Here is a 20,624-nt window from a genome sequence, read left to right on the forward strand (position 1 = left end):
TGTTCCTCCCGCTCATGGGGAGGATCTTATTTTTACGCCCCGGCTTGTTCCGCAAATTTCCATGCGGATTGCGCGAGCGGGTACACACGTTCGGCCATCGCTTGTGCATGGGACGAACTTGCGGTGCCATCGATAACGCGTTTTTTGATGCCCTGAATAATCCCCGCCAAGCGGAAGAAGTTATAGGCAAAATACCAGTTCATATCGGGCACGCCGTCGCGGTTGGTTGCCGCGCAATAACGTTCGACCATCGCGTCCAATTCAGGGATGCCGAGTGCCGCGCGGTCCAAATCCATGACGCCGGAGCGCCCTTCATTATGCGTGACCCATGCCATTGCGACATACGTGAAATCCGCCAACGGATCGCCAAGCGTCGACAGTTCCCAGTCGAGCACGGCGACAACATGTGGATCCTTGGCATCGAAAATCATGTTGTCGATGCGGTAGTCACCATGAACGACGCTGGTGCGTGTTTGTTCGGGCAGCGTTTTGGGCAGCCATTCGATCAACCGCTCCATTTCGGGCATGACTTCGGTTTCTGCCAGTCGATATTGCTTTGTCCAGCGGTCGACCTGACGTCCGAAATAATTGCCGGGTTTGCCAAAATCGGACAGTCCGGCTGCGTCGACGTCAACATTGTGCAACGCGGCCAGCGTGTCGATCATCGCTTCATAGGTTGCTGTGCGCTCGGCCGGGTTAGACCCCGGCATCGCGCCGTCCCAAATGGTGCGGCCCTCGACCATGTCCATGATGTAGAACCAGCTGCCGATGACGCTGTCGTCGGTGCACAGGCCATAGGGCTTGGCGACGGGAAAGCCTGTGGGATGAAGCCCGGCGATGACTTTATATTCGCGGTCCACGGCATGCGCGCTGGGCAACAATATACCCAATGGCTTGCGGCGAAGCACATATGAGCCACTTTTGGCGTTAAGCCGGTATGTCGGGTTGGATTGCCCGCCGGCGAACTTCAGCGCCTGCACGGGGCCTTCAAAACCGGCGACATTGGCGGTCATCCATTCGGCGAGCTTGGCTTCGTCCAATATGTCCGTGCCGGTTGGTGCAACGGTACCGGTAAAGGCCGTCTGTGCATCAATGGGTGTCGGCGCTGCGGTCATTGGTCAAATACGATAACCGAACGGGCCGCATCACCGCGCTTCATTTGGTCAAAGCCTTCATTGATACGTTCCAGCGGAATGGTTTCCGAAACGATGCTGTCGAGATCGAGCATGCCGCGCATGTAGAAATCGACGAGGCGCGGAATATCAACAGGGAAGCGGTTGCCGCCCATGATCGCACCTTGCAGTTTTTTGCCCGACAGCAAATCCATTGCCGACAGACCGACCGAATGCTGCAGCGGCATCATGCCCAGTATCGTTGCAGTCCCGCCGCGCTTGAGCGATTTGACGGCAAGTTCACCCGACGCGGGGCGACCAACAGCTTCAATCGCATGATCGACGCCGCCCTTGGTCAATTCCTGAATTTGCTTGGCTGCATCAGCATCCATTGGGTCAATGACATCGGTTGCACCCAGCTTCATCGCCAGTGCCCGCTTTTCGGGCATAGGGTCAGCCGCAATGATGCGGCCCGCACCGGCAATTTTCGCCGCGTTAATCGTCGCAAGACCAACGCCGCCACAGCCGATAACTGCAATGGTTTCACCGGGCGTCACTTTGCATGCGTTGAAAATGGTGCCTGCGCCTGTGGTGACAGCGCAGCCAATGACCGATGCCTTATCAAGCGGCATTTCGGGGTTAATCGCAACGCACGCATGTTCATGCACCAGCATCATTTCGGCATAAGCCGACAGGTTCAGCATCTGGTTGACGATGCTGCCGTCGGGGCGTGTCAGGCGTGGGGCTTCGCCGGGCTTGCGCCGCGTGTCGCCGCCAAGGCACAAGGACATCCGGCCAGAGACGCAATATTCGCAATGGCCGCAGAATGCGCTCAGGCAGGTGACAACGGCGTCGCCCACCTTAACGGTGCGCACTTCGCTGCCCACGGCCTCAACAATACCCGCCGCCTCATGACCCGGAATCGCGGGCAGGGGGTGCGGATATGTGCCTTCAATGAAATGCAGATCGCTATGGCAAAGCCCGCAGGCCGCAGTGCGGATAAGCACCTCATGCGGCCCGGGGTTCGAAATATTGATCTGTTCAATCTGAAGCGGTTTGCCCGCTTCGATCAGGACGGCAGCCTTCACCGTGCTGCTCCCATGTCACCGCTCGACATGCCTTCTTTGCCGCGGCCGCCATGCTTGCCCAATTCCATACGGGCAATCGCACGTGCGTGCACTTCGTCCGGACCATCGGCGAGGCGCAAGGTGCGCTGATGCGCCCATGCAGACGCCAGACCGAAATCGTCGGACACGCCGCCGCCGCCATGGGCTTGAATGGCGTTGTCGATGATGCTGAGCGCCATGTTCGGTGCCTGCACCTTGATCATCGCGATTTCCGCCGCCGCTGCCTTGTTGCCGACCTTGTCCATCATGTCCGCAGCCTTGAGGCAAAGCAGACGCGTCATTTCAATGTCGATACGCGCACGGGCGATGCGTTCTTCCCACACGCTATGTTCGGCAACGGTCTTGCCGAAAGCAACGCGCGACTGAAGCCGCTTGCACATTTTCTCCAGCGCTTCTTCAGCGGTGCCGATGGTGCGCATGCAGTGGTGAATACGGCCAGGCCCAAGGCGCCCTTGCGCGATCTCGAAGCCGCGGCCTTCGCCCAGCAGCATGTTCGATGCCGGAATGCGGACATCCTTGAGTTCGATTTCCATATGGCCATGCGGCGCATCGTCATATCCGAACACGGGAAGGTGACGCAGGATTTTAACGCCCGGCGCGTCGAGTTCCATCAGCACCATTGATTGCTGCGCATGACGCTTCGCTTCGAAATCGGTCTTGCCCATGACAATCGCGATTTTGCAGCGCGGATCGCCTGCACCTGATGACCACCATTTGACGCCATTCAGGACATATTCGTCGCCTTCACGGCGAATCGATGTTTCGATGTTGGTCGCATCTGACGACGCCACGGCTGGCTCGGTCATCAAAAAGGCCGAACGGATTTCGCCGTTCATCAGCGGGATCATCCACTTTTCTTTTTGCTCTGCCGTGCTGTACCGCAGGAACACTTCCATATTGCCGGTGTCCGGCGCGGAACAGTTGTACACTTCGGATGCAAAACCGATGCGGCCCATTTCTTCGGCGCATAGGGCATATTCCATGTTGGTCAGGCCGGGGCCGTCGAAATGGACGCTGTCATCGACATGCACGCGGCCCGACGTTGGCGGCATGAACAGGTTCCAAAGACCAGCGGCTTTCGCCCGTGCCTTTTCCTCTTCAACGACCTGAAGCACTTTCCAACGGTCACCCACGGCCTGTTCAGCATAATAATCGGCAACGCGCGGACGCAGGAAGCGTTCGTTATGGTCGCGAATGCGGTCCCGCCAGTAAGTTTGTTTGTCGGTGAGATCGAAATTCATGACTCAATTCCTCTTCCATATGTAATTGCATATTTAACTGGCAGACTATGCCGATGTGTTCAAGGCGCGCAAACGTTCATTATGACTTTCGCGTGAAATTGGGAAATGCCGCAGGATAAGAACGCCTATAATTCCAAGGACGGCCACTACGCCCATATAATATAGAGCAAGCCCATCAAGGACAGCGGGGCCAACATTGCCCGGCACGGCGTTTTGGGGAAAATCGGCAAAGCTCAATATCATGCCAGCGGCAAAGGTGCCGATACCAACGGCGCATTTCTGCATAAAGAAATAGCCTGCAAAAAACAGACCTTCGGATCGGCGTCCCGTTTCTTCCTGCGATGCCTCCACAACATCGGCCATCATCGACGATGTCAGCATCATCATGCCGATAGCCGTGCTGTTGGAAAATATAAGGAAGGAAAACATGAATGCGACCGACGGGTCCGATGGCCCACCGGGCACAAGGTCAAGCAGCCAACTGGCGTACAAAGCGGTGTTGAAGCTGAGCGATAGCAGCGCCAGCAGGATAGCGGCGTTTTTCTTGCCAAGGCGCGCAGAAAGTGGCGGAACAATGAAAAATGCGACGATGACCGTGCCGAACAGCAGAAGTGCGTAATAGAGCATTTCCATCTGCTGCAACTGCCACAGAAAGGCGAGCTGATAGTTGCTGAGCGCAAAGGTGAGGCCCTGATTGATAAGGGCAAACAAAGCGGCCGACACCAGCCAGAGGAAGGCTTTGTTGGACAGGGTTGCCTTAACTTCGGCAAGCGCATGGCCAAGGCCTGCGCCGCGCGGGGCAGGCGGGGATTGCTTCGCCACATGGCGGTGCTGGCCCAATGCTGAAATCAGCACCGCGCCGGTCATCATCAACGCGCCCCATAAGGACAGCGAGTCATAGCCATCGGGGTCGCTCACACCCTTTTCGCCGGTGAAAAATATGCCATAGGCGAAAATCAGCATCAGCAAGCCGCCCGCCCAACCGAACAGAAAACGGTAGCGCATCAATCGCGTGCGTTCGTCATAATCGCCGGTCAGTTCCGGCACCAAAGCGATCGACGGCACTTCGCACATCGCAACCAATGTGCGCGCCAATACCGCGGTGCAGAACAGCCAGATGATCGTTCCGGTCTGCCCCATTTCGGGCGGGTGCCACAGCAGCATCCAGATAATGCCGAGCGGAATCGCCGCGCTGTATAACCATGGAAGGCGGCGGCCCCATTTGCTTTGCGTGCGGTCGGACAGCTCGCCAATGATCGGGTCGGCAAAGGCATCGAAAATCAGCGCCGCCATAATGACAGTGCCGACCAGCCCTGCGTCAATGCCCAGCACCTGATTATAAAAAATCAGCAGAAAAACCGAAAAGCCATTGTCCTTCACGCCATAGGCTACCGAGCCTAGACCATGGATGACCTTCAACGATCGGGGAAGTGGGACTGCTTGGGCCATGGAAAGTTAAATGACGCTGCGCGAAAGGGTAGTGTTTCCGTCGAATCGCACGTTGTTTCTCTCCTGTTTCCTGCCTTCATGCTAGGCTTGCTTCTTGGCCTGTCAATCGCGATGCAAATGACGTTACGGCATGCTTCGCTCACCGATAAGCGCTTGCGTTTCTGCGCGTGACCGCCCAAAAATTCATCACGCAATTAAAACAGGAGAGCATGATGTCCGAGCTTGAAACTTTCCGCGCCGAAGCGCGCGCCTGGCTGGAGGAAAACTGCCCAGCTGAAATGCGCACGCCTGCAAAGGGTGACGAAGATGTCTGCTGGGGCGGCCGCAATTTTGTGTTCCAATCCGACGCGCAAAAGCTTTGGCTCGAACGCTGCGTGGCGAAGGGGTACACCGTGCCCGATTGGCCCAAAGCTTATGGTGGTGCAGGCCTTAGCCCGCAGGAAACCAAAGTCTTGCGTCAGGAAATGGCAAAGCTTGGCTGCCGATCGCCGCTGAACAGCTTTGGCATATGGATGCTTGGCCCCGCACTGTTAAAGTTCGGCACCGAAGAGCAAAAAGTGCATTATATGGGCCAGATCGCGCGCGGCGAAATCCGCTGGTGTCAGGGCTATTCCGAACCCGGCTCGGGCAGCGACCTTGTATCCATGCAGACCTTTGGCGAAGACAAGGGCGATCATTGGGTCGTCAATGGCCAGAAAATCTGGACGTCCTATGCGGACAAGGCGGACTGGATTTTCTGCCTCGTGCGCACCGACAAGACCAACAAATATCAGGGCATCAGCTTCCTGTTGTTCGACATGCAAACGCCCGGCGTTACCACCAAGCCCATCAAGTTGATTTCGGGCAATTCGCCTTTCTGCGAAACCTTCTTCGACAATGTCGTGGTCCCCAAGCATCAGATCGTTGGCGAATTGAACCGCGGATGGGATGTTGCGAAATATCTGCTCGGGCATGAGCGCGAGATGATTTCGGGCATGGGCGGCGATGGCGGCGTGACCTCCATCGGTGCGGCGATGAAGGCTGTATTGTCCGAAGAACCCGTGCTGCGCGCGCAAATGGCATTGTTTGACGTCGAAAATCTGACATTCCGTGCGCATGGCGAACGGTTCATGGACGAATGGAAAACCGGCAAGGCGCATCCCGCTTATTCCAACCTGATGAAATATGTCGGGACCGAGCTGAATAAAAAGCGCAACGAACTGGTGATGTCGATTGGCGGAACGCAGGCGCTGGAATGGGAAAGCGAACGTTCCAACGGCGGGTCAAAGGCACGCAATTGGTTGCGGACCAAGGCGAACTCGATTGAAGGCGGCACCAGCGAAGTCATGCTGAACGTCGTATCCAAACGTATCCTCGAAATGCCGGGAGCTTAAGAATATGGCGATGACATTGAACGACGACCAGAATATGCTGCGCGAAAGCGCGCGCGATTTCATGGCGAGTGAAGCCCCCGTCACCCATTTCCGCAAATTTCGCGACATGGGGTGCAAGGATGGTTTCAGCCATGGCCTGTGGAAGCAGTTTGCCGAAATGGGTTTCACCGGCATCCTCATTCCCGAGGCGGAAGGCGGCATGGGCATGGGCCAGATTGAGGCTGGTATCGTGCTGGAAGAAATTGGCCGCAACCTGTCACCTTCGCCATTTCTGACGACATCGGTTGCCGCTGTCGAGGCGTTGAAGCTAGCCGACAAGGCGATGCGTGACCGCTGGTTCCCCGGAATTTTGGCGGGCGAAACGGTTATCGGCATTGCGATTGAAGAAGGCGTAAAGCACCGGCCCGAAAAAATTGCTTGCGTCGCCGAACGCAGTGGCAATGGCTTCAAACTGACCGGGCACAAGCAATTTGTTGTGCAAGGCACGTCGTCGGATATGCTGATCGTCGCCGCACGGACCGCAGGCGCGGTGGGAGAGACCGATGGCCTGACATTGTTCGCGGTCGACAAGGATGCGGCGGGCCTGTCGATGGAGGCGGCACGTTTGGTCGATTCCGCCATGGCGGCGCATGTGAAACTGGAGGGCGTTCAGGTGAATGCCGACGCTGTCATTGGTGACGTTGACGGCGGCTGGGCGGTGCTTTCCAAGATGCTGGACGCGGGCCGCGTTGGGGCGGCCGCCGAAATGGTCGGCGTTGGCACCGGCGCCATGGACATGACGTTCGATTATCTGAAAACGCGCAAGCAGTTCGACCGCGTCATCGGCGAGTTCCAAGCGCTTCAGCACCGCGCCGCGCATCTTTATGGTGAAATGGAAGGCGCGCGTTCGATTGTGCTGAAGGCGCAATCGTTAATGGACGAAGGCCATGCCAAGGCAGAGCTATATGTTGCGGCGGCCAAGGCGAAAGCAGGCCTCGCATGCAATCTTGCGGTACGCGAAGGCGTGCAGATGCATGGCGGCATTGGCATGACCGATGAATATGACATCGGCCTTTATATGAAGCGCGACCGCGGGCTGAATGAATTTTTCGGCGATGCATATTATCACGCAGACCGCGTGGCGACGATGAACGGTTATTAAAAGGACACCGAAAATGGACATTCAAACTTTATTCAACCTCAATGGCCGCGTTGCCCTGGTCACCGGCGGATCGCGCGGAATCGGCAAGATGATTGTCGAGGGCTATTTGAAAGCAGGCGCGGCACGCGTGTACATAAGCGCGCGCAAGGTCGACCAAATTGAAGAAACCGTTGCCGAGTTTGGCAATCAGGTCATTGGCCTGCCTTGCGATCTGTCGACCGTTGACGGTTGCCTTTCGCTGGCTGCACAAATTGCCGAGCGTGAGGAAAAGGTCGACATTTTGGTGAACAATGCAGGTGCGGCATGGGGTGCCGACTTTGGTCAATTCCCCGAAGCCGGCTGGGACCGCGTGATGGACCTGAACGTCAAATCCTTGTTCTTCCTGACGCAAGCTTTGCATCCGCAGTTGAAAGCGGCCGCGACATTTGATCGGCCCGGCAAGGTCATCAACATCGCGTCGATTGACGGCCTGCGCATCAACCCATGGCAAACCTACAGCTATCAGGCATCAAAGGCTGCGGTCATTCACCTGACCCGCCGTTTGGCCGCCGAGCTGGTCAAGGACAACATCCTCGTGTCGGGTATTGCGCCCGGTGCGTTCCAGTCGGACATGAACAAAGCGGCGCGTGACCATGCCGATGCGGTCGGCAAAAATATCCCGTTCCCGCGCATCGGAACACCCGAAGATATGGCGGGACTCGCGATTTTCTTGGCGGCGCGCGCTGGCGATTATATCGTTGGGGAGACAATTGCGTGCGACGGTGGCATCGTCAACGCATCGCTTCCCGGTAATGGAATTGCGCCTTAACGGCTTTTTTGCCCGTAAATACGAATGCATTTGACGCATTTCTGCGCAAAATAGGGTGAGTTGCAAAACGTGCAACTCACCCTATTCTTTTCGCAATTGCAGCATAAACACTCGGCCCCTATTTGGGCGTCAACGGCAAGCGATTGCCGAAACACAGATTGACCGGGCGGCACCCTCCTCCTCTCTCCCTCGCCCCCGGACAATATTACGGCCTCCATGCACAGCGTGGAGGCCGTTTCTGTTTTGCCCAAAAAGTTGTTCTCCATATTGTCCACCGCGAAGTGGCCCGCCTGTGGATAACTCCGCGTTTACAGCTTTGTGCGACTCGAAAAGCATGAGACCTTCAAGTCATCAGGCAGACAGGCTGAGACGCAAAGTGGAACCGGAAACGGGAAAGCAGAGCGGACCGGAGTGGATGCAGGATCACCAAATCAGCAGGCAATCGGTCGCAAGACCGGGAATGTGGCAGAGGCGGTGGGTACGAAGAAAACGAATATCATGTGCGGCTGATCGCAAGAAAAGCAACGCCAGATAGGATACCCAAGGTACCAAGGTGAACTGAAATGACTTTCGGGTCAGATTGGGGAACCGGACGTCAGAAAGCGGAAAGAATGGCCCTGGTGGCCAAGGACTTCCAAAATCAGACGCAGTGGGCGCTGGTAGCAATACCAGCGCCCATTTATTTTATGTGGCACAAAAATCGCCGCATCGCTAAGGCCGTTTCATGTCTGAAATCACGCCCCAAATCGTCGCCGACCATGGTCTCAATGAAGAAGAATATGCGCGCATTTTGCACGCCATGGGCCGTGTGCCCAACATGGTTGAACTCGGCATATTTTCGGTGATGTGGTCGGAACATTGTTCCTACAAATCCTCACGCATCCATTTGAAGAAACTGCCGACCGAGGCGCCTTGGGTCATTTGCGGCCCCGGCGAGAATGCCGGCGTTATCGACATTGGCGAAGGCCCGAACGGCAGCAAGCTTGCTGCGATCTTCAAAATGGAATCGCACAACCACCCATCGTATATCGAACCCTATCAGGGTGCAGCGACCGGCGTTGGCGGTATCTTGCGCGACGTGTTCACAATGGGCGCGCGCCCTGTGGCGAATATGAACGCCCTGCGCTTCGGACGTCCCGACCATCCCAAGATGAAGCATCTTGTGCAGGGCGTGGTTGCGGGCATTGGCGGCTATGGCAATTGCGTTGGCGTTCCCACCGTGGGCGGCGAAACCAATTTTCATCCGGCTTATGATGGCAATATCCTTGTCAACGCAATGACCGTTGGCGTCGCGGATCAGGACAAGATTTTCTATTCGGCGGCAACCGGCGTTGGTAACCCGATTGTCTATGTTGGGTCCAAGACAGGCCGCGACGGTATTCATGGCGCGACCATGGCATCGGCGGATTTTGGCGCAGACATTGAAGAAAAGCGCCCGACGGTTCAGGTCGGCGATCCATTCACCGAAAAGCTGCTGATTGAGGCATGCCTTGAACTCATGGCGTCGGATGCGATTGTCGCGATTCAGGATATGGGCGCGGCTGGCCTGACCAGCTCAAGCGTCGAAATGGCGACCAATGGCAAGGCGGGCATCATCCTCGACATGGACAAGGTGCCATGCCGCGAAGAGGGCATGACCCCCTATGAAATGATGCTGTCGGAAAGCCAGGAGCGCATGCTCATGGTGCTCAAGCCCGGTCGTGAGGAATTTGCGAAGGCCATTTTCGACAAATGGGAACTGGATTTCGCGGTCATCGGCGAAGTCACCGACACGGGCCATATGGTGCTGACGTGGAAGGGCGAGGTCGTCTGCGACATTCCGCTTGGACCATTGGCCGAAGACGCACCTTTGTATGACCGCCCCGCGGCGTCGAAGGAAGAATATACGGCTTGGGCCAATGTCAAACCGCTTGGTGATGTTCCCGCCAGCAAAGACCTAGGCGCGGATTTGCTCACGCTGATGGCAAGCCCCGATATCGCTTCGCGTGCGTGGATTTGGCAGCAATATGATAGTCAGGTCGGCGGCGACACGGCGCAGCTTTCGGGCGGTGATGCAGCCGTCGTGCGTATCCACGGCACCAACCGCGCGCTCGCGATGAGCACCGATTGCACCCCGCGTTATTGCTATGCTGACCCGTATGAAGGCGGCAAGCAAGCGGTTGCCGAAACCTATCGCAACATCAGCGCGGTCGGCGCAACGCCGCTTGCGATCACCAACTGCCTGAACTTCGCCAACCCGCAGCGGCCAGAAATCATGGCGCAGATTGTCGGCTGCCTCGAAGGGATGGGCGATGCGTGCCGCGCGCTCGATTACCCAATCGTGTCGGGCAATGTGTCGCTCTACAATGAAAGTAAGGCCACCGGCGGCGGCAGCGCGATTTTGCCGACCCCAGCCATTGGCGGCGTGGGTGTGCTTGAAGACGTCGGCAAGATGGCGACGATTGGGTTTAAAACCGACGGCGACGGCATTTTCGTCATTGGCCACAATAATGGGCATCTGGGCCAGTCATTATGGCTGCGCGAACTGCATGGCCGTGAAGACGGCGCCGCGCCATCGGTCGACCTCGGCCAAGAACGCGCGCACGCAGAATTTGTCCGCCAGCTCATTCAAGATGGCAAGGTCAATGCGGTGCATGACGTTGCCGACGGTGGATTGTTGGTGGCCTTGACCGAAATGGCGTTGGCCAGCGGCAAGGGATGTGCGCTCGAAGAAATCGGCGACGCCTTCACCGCATTTGGTGAAGATCAGGCGCGCTATGTTGTGACCAGCGCCGCTGCCGACCAAATACAGGCCGCAGGCATTCCTATGACGCGGATTGGGACGGTTGGCGGAACGTCAGTCGCAGGGCCGGGCTTTGACGTGCCCATTGCAACATTGCGCAATGCCCATGACAGCTTCTTCAAAAACTGGATGGAAAGCTAAGGCTTCCCGCTATCCTTCGGCTTCTGTCGAAGCAGGCGTTAAACGGCAGGCGCCAGCAGATTATACGGATCAATACCGCCGGAACGCATCGCGGCATGCGCGGCTTTATAGGTCACTGGCTCTGCGATGCCCAAACGCTTGCGTGCGTCGGCCAAAGGCTCGCGTAACAAGGCTGCGATATCTTCCTGAACGATGTTCTTCGCTGCTTTGCCGATGCGATAGCCTTCGTGGACGGCTTTCATAATCGGCGCGGATTTTGCGACGCGATATTTCAGTTCCAGTCCGCCGGCATAAGCAATGAAGCCAACGCCCAGATTGTGATTTTGCGCATAGGTAAAGCCAAGCACGCATTGTTCACCCAGCGCGTCACGGCCATATCCGGTGAGGATGTGCAGCATGTCATGGGTATCGCGCAAGCGGTCGCCATAACGTTCAACCACATCGCCAAAAACGGGATAGGATGACTGGAATTGGGCGTATTCCGCCTCAAGCCCCGCCGCGCTCAAGCCTTCGCGCTCCATGAATTCGACATAGGCACGGCCAACGGTACCCGCTGGCAGCTTCTTGATGCTGTCATGGTCATCGAGCATGTCGATGAGGCGTTCATTGCTTTCAAGCAATGCCTTACCCTTGGGTGTTTCCCAAAACTTCCGCGCCATTTCGCCGAACTTGCGGCCGCTGAGCGCCGCGATGATGTGAAACACCTGCTCGGTGTCTTCTTTGTTGGCAATCAGCTTGCGAAAATGACGCCACGCTTTCAGCGGCTGAATCTTCGCAGGTGGGCGATCAGGATGGGAAAAATACAGTTCGGTCATGGCGAATCCAAAGCTAATAATGCGATAGGGATATTTACTACCTACATTCGTGTCAATAACAAAAGCTTAACGCGCTGGACGGGTTTCGCGGACTTCTGTATTAATCGAATAACACAGGGGACGTTATGCAGACATCGGAAAGCAGATACATCACGCTGGACGCCATGCGCGGCTTTGCGGTGATGGGCATATTGGCGATGAACATCATCGGCTTTGCGATGCCCGAATGGGCTTACATTACCCCTGCGGCCTATGGCGGTGAAACCTTTGCCGATCGGATGGCGTGGCTGTTTTCCTTTGTGTTCATCGATGGCAAAATGCGCGGGCTGTTCTCGCTTTTGTTCGGCGCGAGCCTGATTTTGATAACGGAGCGTGCGTCGTCCAACGGCGAAAGCGCGGCGCATGTGCACTATCGCCGCATGGCGTGGCTCGCTGTCTTCGGCCTCGTGCACTATTTCTTCATTTGGTACGGTGACATATTGTTCCTGTACGCCATGGCCGGGATGGTCGCCTTTCAGTTCCGCGACTGGGCGCCCGCGCGCTTGGTCAAATGGGCGTTGATTATCTTCGGCCTGGGGCTTGTCTTTTGGGGGCTGCAATTTGGCGGACTGCAAATCCTGCAATATATGGCGACCCAGCCCGACGCGTCGGCGGATTTGGTGCGGCAGTATAATGACGTGAAGGCGAGCCCTGGGTTCAACTTTGATATCCCGGCGCAGGTCGATCTGCACCGCGGGCCATATGCACAGACTGTCGCGGACAAGCTGACCGATTGGCCAGCTTTGTTTGGTTTGACCGTCATGTCGATTGCCGAAACGCTGCCGCTGATGATGGTCGGCATGGCGATGAACAAAAGCGGGTTTATTTTGGGCCTTTGGTCGCCCGCGGATTACCGCCGCTGGGCATGGCGGTTGGTGCCGGCGGGGCTGATCGCGACTGGCCTGCTCGCGCTGTGGATGATCGTCAGCCAATATGACGCGATTACGGCGCTCGCGATTTTCTTCTTTTGGGGGGCGATACCGCGTCTCATGCTGACCATCGGATATGCGGCGGTGCTGATTTTACTCACCGCGCGTTTTGGCGGCAGTCCGCTGATGTCGCGTGTCGCCGCCGCCGGACGCGCGGCTTTTACCAATTATCTTGGTACCAGCATCATCATGACGACCCTTTTCTATGGCTATGGCTTTGGCCTGTTCGGCGAAATCAGTCGTCTTGGGCTGTGGGCATATGTGCTGATGATGTGGGGGGTCATGCTCTCATGGTCGCAACCATGGCTGCAACACTATCGTTACGGCCCGTTGGAGTGGCTGTGGCGCAGTCTGGCCCGCGGGCAGATGCAGCCGATGCGCCGCTGAACCGAAGGCTTCAGCCGTAACGCATGCCGCCAAGGACATTGCGTTGGACCGCCGCCACCGGACGGCGCTCGACCAAGGGACTGGTTTCGGATTCCAGCGCCAACAATGTCGCTTCGAACAACGGACGCAGGCGAACGACCTTTTCAACAAGTTCAGACGGGTCGATCCGGATTTCCACATAATGCCGCGCGGCGACTTCAATTTCTTCGGCCAACAATGCCAAACGATGCCCGCCAAATTGCCACGCCTCGCCTTTTAACGTGTGCGCAGGGATCACCAGCTTCGCCGAATCTTTCAGGCGGATGGCTTCTTCGATTGCGGCCACGGATTTCGTGCCGTCTTCACGGAAATAGCCCAAAACGCGCATGAAGCCTGTACCCAATAGGGTGCGGGTTTCGCCAAAGGCTGCCCAGTCAATCAGTCCATCCGTTTCGTTCGTCAACTATTCGCTCCCGGGACGCGGAAATACGGTCCAGCACGATAGTACACCGACAGAGGTAAACAGAGCGTTGACGTGGCCCGCCCGGCAGACCGGGCTGCGTGCGTGCTTAATCCGCGAACGGGTTCTTTGATGAACGGAAATTGATGCGCACGGGTACGGCACCGAAATCCAAATCGCGGCGAATACCGTTGAGCAAATAGCGCGCATAGCTGGCGGGCAATTCGTCGGTCCGGTTGCCGAAAATGACAAACGTCGGCGGGCGGTTGCGCGCCTGCGTCATATAACGCAATTTGATCCGCTTGCCGCCGGGGGCAGGTGGCGGGTTTGCAGAAATCGCGGCTTCGAACCAGCGGTTGAGTATGCCGGTGGGCACGCGCTTGTTCCACGCCTCGCGCGCGTCAAACGCGGCAGAAATCATCTGGTCCAGCCCCTTGCCGGTCAGCGCAGACACGGCGATCATCGGAACGCCCTTCAACTGCGACAGGCCTTCTTCCAGCGCGGCACGAATGCCCTTGAACAGGCCGCTACCGTCGACCGCAACGTCCCATTTGTTGATCGCGATAATCAGCGCGCGGCCTTCTTGAATGACATGGTCGGCAATTTTCAGATCTTGGACTTCCAACCCTTTGGTCGCGTCCAAAAGCAGCACGACGACTTCCGCAAAGTCGATGGCGTGGCGGGCGTCGGCCACCGACAGCTTTTCAAGCTTGTCCTGCACTTTGGCGCGCTTGCGCATCCCCGCCGTATCGATCAGGCGCACGCGCCGTTCGGTTAGCATCGGGGGGATATTACCTTCTTCATCGGGCTCGCGCTCTTTCGGGCTTGGGTCGTTCCAGATCCAGTCCACCGAAATACTGTCGCGGGTAATCCCGGCCTCAGGGCCGGTAATCAAGCGGTTCTCGCCCAAAATCTTGTTAATGAGCGTTGATTTGCCTGCGTTCGGGCGGCCAACAATGGCCAGTTTCAATATCGCGTCAGGGGCTTCGGGGTCGGGCACTTCAAATGCACCGCCGTCAATATGCGGCAACAGCGATTGGAACAGGTCGGCCATGCCCTCGCCATGTTCACCGCTGATCGCAATCGGGTCGCCAAAGCCAAGCGCGTAGCTTTCCAATATGCCGTTATCGCCCTGCTTGCCTTCGGCCTTGTTCACGGCAAGAACAACCGGGGTTGCACTGCTGCGCAGCCAACGGGCGATTTCTTCATCGAGCGGGGTGACGCCAACACGGCCATCGATCAGGAACAATGCAACCTGCGCGCCTGCAATTGCGGCCTCGGTTTGCATGCGCATCCGGCCGGGCAGGGTATCGGGATCTTCATCCTCATAGCCTGCGGTATCGACAATGGTGAATTCAAGATCGAACAAGCGACCTTGGCCCTCACGCCGGTCGCGCGTGACGCCGGGTGTATCGTCGACAAGCGCCAGCTTCTTGCCAACCAGACGGTTGAACAAAGTTGACTTGCCGACATTGGGCCGACCGATAATGGCTACCGTCGGCAACATGCCGGCATTACTCCTTTAAAGACTTAACCCCGGAACGCGGAAATGCGGCCGGAGTCGTCCAAGATATACAATGTGTTGTTCGCCACGATCGGGGCGAGCGACACGTCACTCTTTACATCGAATACTTCGGTGGCGGCGCCTTCGTCGGGGGAAATCGACCAGACAGCTCCATGCGAATTGGCAACGATCAGACGCCCACCGGCGAGGATTGGACCATACCAGCTGATCGGGCCCTTTTTCTTCTTTTCATTTTTGAAACGCTGAAGCTTTGAAATCCACCGGACCTTGCCGGTCGACCGCGCAACGCACAGAAGCTTTGCCTCATCCGTCATGACGAATACCCATTCGCCAACCGCAACAGGTGTCGAAATGCCGGCAATGTTGATTTCCCAAATGCGCTGGCCGCTGACCAGTTCATAGGACGCCATGCGGCCGCCCTTGCCAAGCGCAAAGACGCGGCCACGGTCAATGACAGGGTCGGCGTCAATATCGGTCAATGTCGATACCGATGTCGACATCGCCGTGCGCGACAATGTGTCGCTCCACAGGCTGCGGCCATTTTCATAACGATAGGCCGCAAGCTCGCCGCTGGAATAGCCAGCGATGACCGTGCCTTGCGCCGCCGCAGGTGCGCCAACGCCAAAGATACCCGATGCGGCCACCGGGCCAGCTTCGTTCCATTGGGGTTCACCGTCGCTTTGACGCAAAGCGTAAATCTGATTGTCCTGGGTCATGACATATAAATTGCCATTGGACAGTGTCGGCGCACCGCGCAGCGGCCCTGCAGGACGCTTTTTCCATACAAGCGCGCCGGTATCGGCGGCGAGCGAAGCAACATCGCCAACGCCGTTGGTCGCAAATACGTTGGTGGCGGTTGCGCTTACGCCGCCGCCATAGCGTGATGACTTGCCGTCATCTTTGACTTCAAGCGCATTGGTCCAGATTTGCGCGCCGCTATTGGCGTCAAAGGCTGTGACCCGCGCCGTGGTGTCGACAACATATAACCGGCCGTCGCTCATCACCGGGCTCGCGGCGAGGCGCGCACGCGGGTTGGCGCCAGCGACGCGTGCGGTCCAAATGCGGGACAGACCTTGACCCAGTTCAACATGGCCAGGTGATTTTGATGCGTTGCCGCCGGGCTGCGCCCATGCTTCGTTGATGGTTGCTGGTGGCAAGGTCACCGCAACACTGGCCAGCGCGGCGTCAATGTCGGTATCGCGCTCGGTGCCCAATATGGCGACGCGACTGCCGACGGTCGGGGTGTTGTTTTTCTTTCCGGCATCGCCGCGCACGCCGTCCAAAACGGCACAGCCGCCAAGGGTCGTGGATGCAGCGAGGACCAATAAAAGCTTAGTGACAGTCTTCAATTTCACTCTCCCTTGGAGGCGGTTTCATCCGCCTTCGATGCCGCATTGCGCTTTGCGTCAACCTGAACAGTATCTACGCCAAGCGCGCCAGCCATTTGTTGCGAACGGCTGCGCAGCGACTCCGGCAGGTCCTCCTGCTTGGCAATTTGGGCAAAAATCGGGCCAGCCAAATTGTCCTTACCCATCTTCAGATAGGCCAATGCCGTCAGTTCACCCGCGCTGCCGAACCATGCATTGCCGGGGGTCGCAAGTGGCTTCAACCGGTCAATAACCTGTTGCGGCGGGATCGAATCAAATTCAGCGCTGACTTGGCGAATGAGCGCGAGATCGCGGAATGTCTGCGGCAGGCTGCTGTCTGCCGCGACCTTTGCATATAATGCGACGGCTTTCTTAGTCTCGCCGTCTTCGCCGAGCAAATTGGCTTCGACCAGCTGCGCCATCGCGCGATATCCGGGCTGGTCCGCCTTGGCGAGTGTTGCCAGCTGCGCGCGGGCTTCTTTTTCCTGACCGGCGCGCAATTTGTCCATCGCGTCCACGAACAGTTCGCTTTGCAAATCAGCCGCCGCCTGCTTTTGATTGTGATAGACAATCCAGCCGCCAAAGGCGAGCAAGCCCGCGGCAATTGCGGCCAATAACCAGCGTCCGTAACGTGTCCAGAAATGGGTCAGATCGCTTGCGCGGACGGCATCATCCACTTCGCGCAAAAACGCTTCGTCGCTTCCGCTCCGGTCTTTTTCAGGGCGCTGTTCTGTCGGTGTCAAAGCCAAGAGGGCCTCCGATTGTAAATAGTCTTGATCAGTTGGAGCCGTCCTTAGCCCGACTTGGCCGGATAGGCCAGCCTGCTTTACGCAGGTTGATACAGCTGTTCGGGTCCGGGGAAGCTGCGGTCACGCACGCCCGCGGCATATTCGCGCACAGCATCTTCAACGCTGACGCCCATATTGCCGAATTTTTTGACGAACTTTGGCACGCGGTCGAACAGGCCCAGCATGTCTTCGGCGACCAACACTTGCCCGTCACATTGCGCGGACGCACCAATGCCAATTGTCGGGCAGGCAACTTTCTGCGTAATTTCAATGGCGATAGGTTCCAGCACGCCTTCGATCACCATCGCAAAGGCACCGGCATCGGACATGGCGATGGCGTCTTCGACAATCGATTTGGCTTCTTCGGGGCTCTTGCCGCGCACGCCATAGCCGCCAAGGATGTTCACGGCTTGCGGGGTCAGGCCGACATGCGCCATCACCGGAATGCCGCGTGACGTCAGGAATTCGACCGTAGGGGCCAAAACCTTGCCGCCTTCCAATTTGACCGCAGCCGCGCCGGTTTCCTTCAACAGCCGCGATGCGTTCACAAATGCCTGCTCGGCCGAGGCTTCGTAAGACCCAAAGGGCATGTCGACGATGACGGCGGCGTGATAGCTGCCGCGTACGACCGCTGCGCCATGCGCGGCCATCATTTCCATCGTCACCGCCACCGTGTGCGGCAGGCCGTAAATCACCTGACCCAGCGAGTCGCCGACGAGCAGCATGTCGCAATGCGGATCCATCAATTGCGCCATGCGCACGGTGTACGCGGTCAGCATGACGAGCGGTTCCTTGCCCTTTTGCTGACGGATGCGCGGCACGGTCAGCCGCTTCATCGGCGACGGCGTCGGGTTCGCACGGCTGGTTGATGTGTCGAACGTGAGCGTTTTTGAATTTGTAGACATGGGCCGAGGACTTAGCCGCTAAACGCACCGCACGAAAGGAAGAACGGGCGGTGTGTATGTTATATTTGACTCTATGTTAAAAATAACTAACATTAAGTGCGAATCACCTAACATGGAGTGCGGATATGTCGTTTCGTGAGAAGATTTTGTGGGCCACTTTGATATCGGGCACCGCGCCGTATTTGTGGTATTTCGGATCTGCGGGTCTCGCTTTAGCCGCAGGGAACGGCGACACATCGCTGTCGATAGGCGGGTTGGTGAACGCGCTCTTCGTTGGCCTGATCGTCATGATTGTTGCGGTCGTTGTGGTTGCGGTCGCCAACCGAGGGCGTGGAAGCATGATTCCTGACGAGCGCGAACATCGCATCGAAAGCCGCGGTATTTCAATCTCCTACCATATGCTCTGTACTGGCGTTGTTTTAACAATCGGCGCGGCGTGGATGGGCTGGAGCATTGTCATCATTGTTCATATGATTACCTTCACGTTCATTTTGGCCGAACTGACACGCCTGATTGTCGAAATTTATGGCCTTCGCCGTGGCTACTGACCCGATGGCGCAAACACCCTTCACCAACGACATCAGGACGCTGCGCTTCCTCGCTGGCGAAATGACGCAGGGCGATTTGGGCGACAAGGTGGGCGTCACGCGCCAGACCATCGCCGCCATTGAGCAGGGCAAATATTCACCCTCGCTTGAGGTCGCGTTTCGCATCGCGCATGTCTTTGGAAAGCCGCTGGAGGCGGTTTTCCAGTGGCAGCAGGACTGACGCGGCTGGCCTTCGTTATTGGCCTGATCGTTACTGGCCCCGTGCCGAAACGGCCTCTGCAACATTATCGCTGAAAATGCCGTCAATGCCGGTGGCCAAAAACGCCTTCATCTCGGCCTCTACGTCGCCAATGCCGCGCGGGTCGATGCCGGATTTTTGCGCCAGCGGCAGGAAGTAATTTTCGCGGCGGAATGTCCATGGGTGGACGGCAAGGCCGACCTTATGCGCATCTGCCACAAGCGTCGTGGGCGTGCCCAGATTGCCGATCATCGTGCGCGGGATGACCATCGCCTTGTTCGGGCCAACGCCATCGGCATAGGTCGCGACAATTTTCAGGCCCTCGGCAGTCGCCATTTGCGAATAGGTTAAATCGCTGCGGTCGGCGGGGCTGCCGGTGTCATCCATCAGCTGGATCAGCCGCAATTTCGTCTTGGGCCGCAATGCTTTTAGATTTTCGACCTCGAACGATTGGATGAAAATCGGCGCGTCTTTTGTGACATGGCCAAAACGGGTCAGCAGCGCCAGCAACGGCGCCTCATGCGGCAAGCCAATCGACGCGAAATAGCTTGGGTGCTTGGTTTCGGGATAGACACCGACATTGTGCGCCTTGGCGAGCGTCAGTATCTCTTCAAAGGTCGGGATTTCAAACTGCCGGTCAAACGCCATATTGTCCTTGCGCAATTGCGGTAGGCGTTCCTTGGCACGTAGGGTCTTGAGTTCGTCCAGCGTGAAATCTTCGGTGAACCATCCGGTCATTTTCTCACCATCGATGGTCTTGCTTGTCTTGCGGTCGGCAAATTCGCGTTTCTCGGCAATATTGGTGGTTTCCGAAATCTCATTCTCATGCCGCGCGACCAGCACGCCGTCTTTCGTCAGCACCAGATCGGGTTCGATATAATCCGCGCCCTGTTCAATCGCGAGCGTGTAGCTCGCGATGGTATGTTCGGGCCGCTCACCCGATGCGCCGCGGTGGGCGATGATGATGGCTTGGCCGTTTAAGGGTTTTTCCATGGCGTGACTCTCCGGTGTCGTGCAGGCGGGCAATAAGAATAAGGCGATCAAGAGGGCGCGCAGGTTTTCCATGCCGCCGTCATGGCCGCGCAGCATTTCATTTCGGCGACAAGACCGCTTCCCATTCGGATTCCTTGAAACCCACCAGCAAAGCCGTGCCGCCTTCGACGACGGGCCGTTTGATCATCGACGGGTTGGCGACCATCAAGGCAATGGCTTTGGCCTCATCAATGTCGGCCTTGTCGGCATCGGGCAATTTCTTGAACGTCGTGCCCGCCTTGTTCAGCAGCTTTTCCCAGCCAACTTGGCCAGCCCAGCGCGCCAGATGTGCTTCGGTCACGCCTGCCTTTTTATAATCATGAAAGACAAAGCTAACGCCGCGCGCATCAAGATAATTCCGCGCCTTTTTGACGGTGTCGCAATTGGGAATGCCGTAGAGGGTGATGTGTGACATGGTTTTCTTTCTGGTGCGCCTTC

The 20,624-nt window shown here is 57.3% G+C and carries 19 protein-coding genes; 7 read left to right on the top strand and 12 right to left on the bottom strand.

The window, feature by feature from the left end:
- Nucleotides 1-32: 32 nt before the first annotated feature.
- Genes GGR91_RS01160 through GGR91_RS01175 form a run of 4 tightly spaced genes read right to left on the bottom strand, consistent with a single transcriptional unit; the run spans nt 33 to nt 4,929 of the window.
- Nucleotides 33-1,115, bottom strand: coding sequence for a phosphotransferase family protein (locus tag GGR91_RS01160; protein WP_183939256.1), 1,083 nt, complete (start codon nt 1,113-1,115; stop codon nt 33-35).
- Nucleotides 1,112-2,200 carry a Zn-dependent alcohol dehydrogenase gene (locus GGR91_RS01165; protein ID WP_183939258.1) on the bottom strand — a complete coding sequence of 363 codons (1,089 nt, stop codon included), beginning with the start codon at nt 2,198-2,200 and terminating at the stop codon, nt 1,112-1,114. The genes GGR91_RS01160 and GGR91_RS01165 overlap by 4 nt, the downstream gene beginning before the upstream one ends.
- The gene (locus tag GGR91_RS01170) at nt 2,197-3,480 is read right to left on the bottom strand and encodes an acyl-CoA dehydrogenase family protein (protein WP_183939260.1); all 1,284 of its coding nucleotides are present in this window, start codon (nt 3,478-3,480) and stop codon (nt 2,197-2,199) included. The genes GGR91_RS01165 and GGR91_RS01170 overlap by 4 nt, the downstream gene beginning before the upstream one ends.
- A 45-nt stretch (nt 3,481-3,525) precedes the next feature.
- Nucleotides 3,526-4,929, bottom strand: a complete 1,404-nt coding sequence (locus GGR91_RS01175; RefSeq protein ID WP_183939262.1) for an MFS transporter — start codon at nt 4,927-4,929, stop codon at nt 3,526-3,528.
- A 212-nt stretch (nt 4,930-5,141) separates the two neighbouring features.
- Between GGR91_RS01175 and GGR91_RS01180 the strand changes: the two genes are divergently transcribed.
- The 4 genes from GGR91_RS01180 (at nt 5,142) to purL (ending at nt 11,174) form a co-directional block, all read left to right on the top strand.
- Nucleotides 5,142-6,302, top strand: a complete 1,161-nt coding sequence (locus GGR91_RS01180; protein WP_183941489.1) for an acyl-CoA dehydrogenase family protein — start codon at nt 5,142-5,144, stop codon at nt 6,300-6,302.
- A 4-nt stretch (nt 6,303-6,306) separates the two neighbouring features.
- Nucleotides 6,307-7,443, top strand: coding sequence for an acyl-CoA dehydrogenase family protein (locus GGR91_RS01185; protein WP_183939265.1), 1,137 nt, complete (start codon nt 6,307-6,309; stop codon nt 7,441-7,443).
- A 13-nt stretch (nt 7,444-7,456) separates the two neighbouring features.
- On the top strand, nt 7,457-8,251 hold the full coding sequence (locus GGR91_RS01190) for an SDR family NAD(P)-dependent oxidoreductase (protein WP_183939267.1): 795 nt from the start codon (nt 7,457-7,459) through the stop codon (nt 8,249-8,251).
- A gap of 724 nt (nt 8,252-8,975) precedes the next feature.
- A complete protein-coding gene (gene purL / locus GGR91_RS01195) occupies nt 8,976-11,174 on the top strand; it encodes a phosphoribosylformylglycinamidine synthase subunit PurL (protein WP_183939269.1) in 2,199 nt (732 codons plus the stop codon).
- Between the two features lie 38 nt (nt 11,175-11,212).
- Here purL and GGR91_RS01200 read toward each other — a convergent pair whose 3' ends face one another.
- On the bottom strand, nt 11,213-11,989 hold the full coding sequence (locus tag GGR91_RS01200) for a Coq4 family protein (RefSeq protein WP_183939271.1): 777 nt from the start codon (nt 11,987-11,989) through the stop codon (nt 11,213-11,215).
- 125 nt (nt 11,990-12,114) lie between these two features.
- Here GGR91_RS01200 and GGR91_RS01205 point away from each other — a divergent pair, with 125 nt between their 5' ends.
- Nucleotides 12,115-13,344: a DUF418 domain-containing protein gene (locus GGR91_RS01205; protein ID WP_183939273.1), complete on the top strand. Its 1,230-nt coding sequence runs from the start codon at nt 12,115-12,117 to the stop codon at nt 13,342-13,344.
- Between the two features lie 10 nt (nt 13,345-13,354).
- Here GGR91_RS01205 and GGR91_RS01210 read toward each other — a convergent pair whose 3' ends face one another.
- From GGR91_RS01210 to panB, 5 genes are all read right to left on the bottom strand, one after another.
- Nucleotides 13,355-13,786, bottom strand: a complete 432-nt coding sequence (locus tag GGR91_RS01210; RefSeq protein WP_246337000.1) for an Hpt domain-containing protein — start codon at nt 13,784-13,786, stop codon at nt 13,355-13,357.
- Between the two features lie 106 nt (nt 13,787-13,892).
- Nucleotides 13,893-15,290 (bottom strand): ribosome biogenesis GTPase Der, encoded by a 1,398-nt coding sequence (gene der, locus GGR91_RS01215; RefSeq protein WP_183939275.1) that lies wholly within the window; start codon nt 15,288-15,290, stop codon nt 13,893-13,895.
- 23 nt (nt 15,291-15,313) lie between these two features.
- A complete protein-coding gene (locus GGR91_RS01220) occupies nt 15,314-16,663 on the bottom strand; it encodes an outer membrane protein assembly factor BamB family protein (protein ID WP_183939277.1) in 1,350 nt (449 codons plus the stop codon).
- The gene (locus tag GGR91_RS01225; protein ID WP_246337001.1) at nt 16,660-17,424 is read right to left on the bottom strand and encodes a tetratricopeptide repeat protein; all 765 of its coding nucleotides are present in this window, start codon (nt 17,422-17,424) and stop codon (nt 16,660-16,662) included. Before GGR91_RS01225 ends, GGR91_RS01220 begins: the two co-directional genes overlap by 4 nt.
- A gap of 77 nt (nt 17,425-17,501) precedes the next feature.
- Nucleotides 17,502-18,368, bottom strand: a complete 867-nt coding sequence (gene panB, locus GGR91_RS01230) for a 3-methyl-2-oxobutanoate hydroxymethyltransferase (protein WP_183939281.1) — start codon at nt 18,366-18,368, stop codon at nt 17,502-17,504.
- A gap of 125 nt (nt 18,369-18,493) precedes the next feature.
- Between panB and GGR91_RS01235 the strand changes: the two genes are divergently transcribed.
- Entirely contained in the window at nt 18,494-18,916 is a 423-nt protein-coding gene (locus GGR91_RS01235; protein ID WP_183939283.1) for a hypothetical protein, read from the top strand.
- On the top strand, nt 18,906-19,136 hold the full coding sequence (locus tag GGR91_RS01240; protein WP_407698382.1) for a helix-turn-helix transcriptional regulator: 231 nt from the start codon (nt 18,906-18,908) through the stop codon (nt 19,134-19,136). The genes GGR91_RS01235 and GGR91_RS01240 overlap by 11 nt, the downstream gene beginning before the upstream one ends.
- Before the next feature lie 30 nt (nt 19,137-19,166).
- On the opposite strand, the gene GGR91_RS01245 is transcribed toward GGR91_RS01240, so the two are convergent.
- Nucleotides 19,167-20,219 carry a glycerophosphodiester phosphodiesterase gene (locus GGR91_RS01245; protein WP_407698398.1) on the bottom strand — a complete coding sequence of 351 codons (1,053 nt, stop codon included), beginning with the start codon at nt 20,217-20,219 and terminating at the stop codon, nt 19,167-19,169.
- 25 nt (nt 20,220-20,244) lie between these two features.
- Complete coding sequence (locus GGR91_RS01250) at nt 20,245-20,601, bottom strand: arsenate reductase (protein WP_183939287.1); 357 nt, start codon at nt 20,599-20,601, stop codon at nt 20,245-20,247.
- Between the last annotated feature and the right edge of the window lie 23 nt (nt 20,602-20,624).

Source organism: Sphingorhabdus rigui (genome assembly GCF_014196595.1).
Classification (GTDB): Bacteria; Pseudomonadota; Alphaproteobacteria; order Sphingomonadales; family Sphingomonadaceae; genus Sphingorhabdus_B; species Sphingorhabdus_B rigui.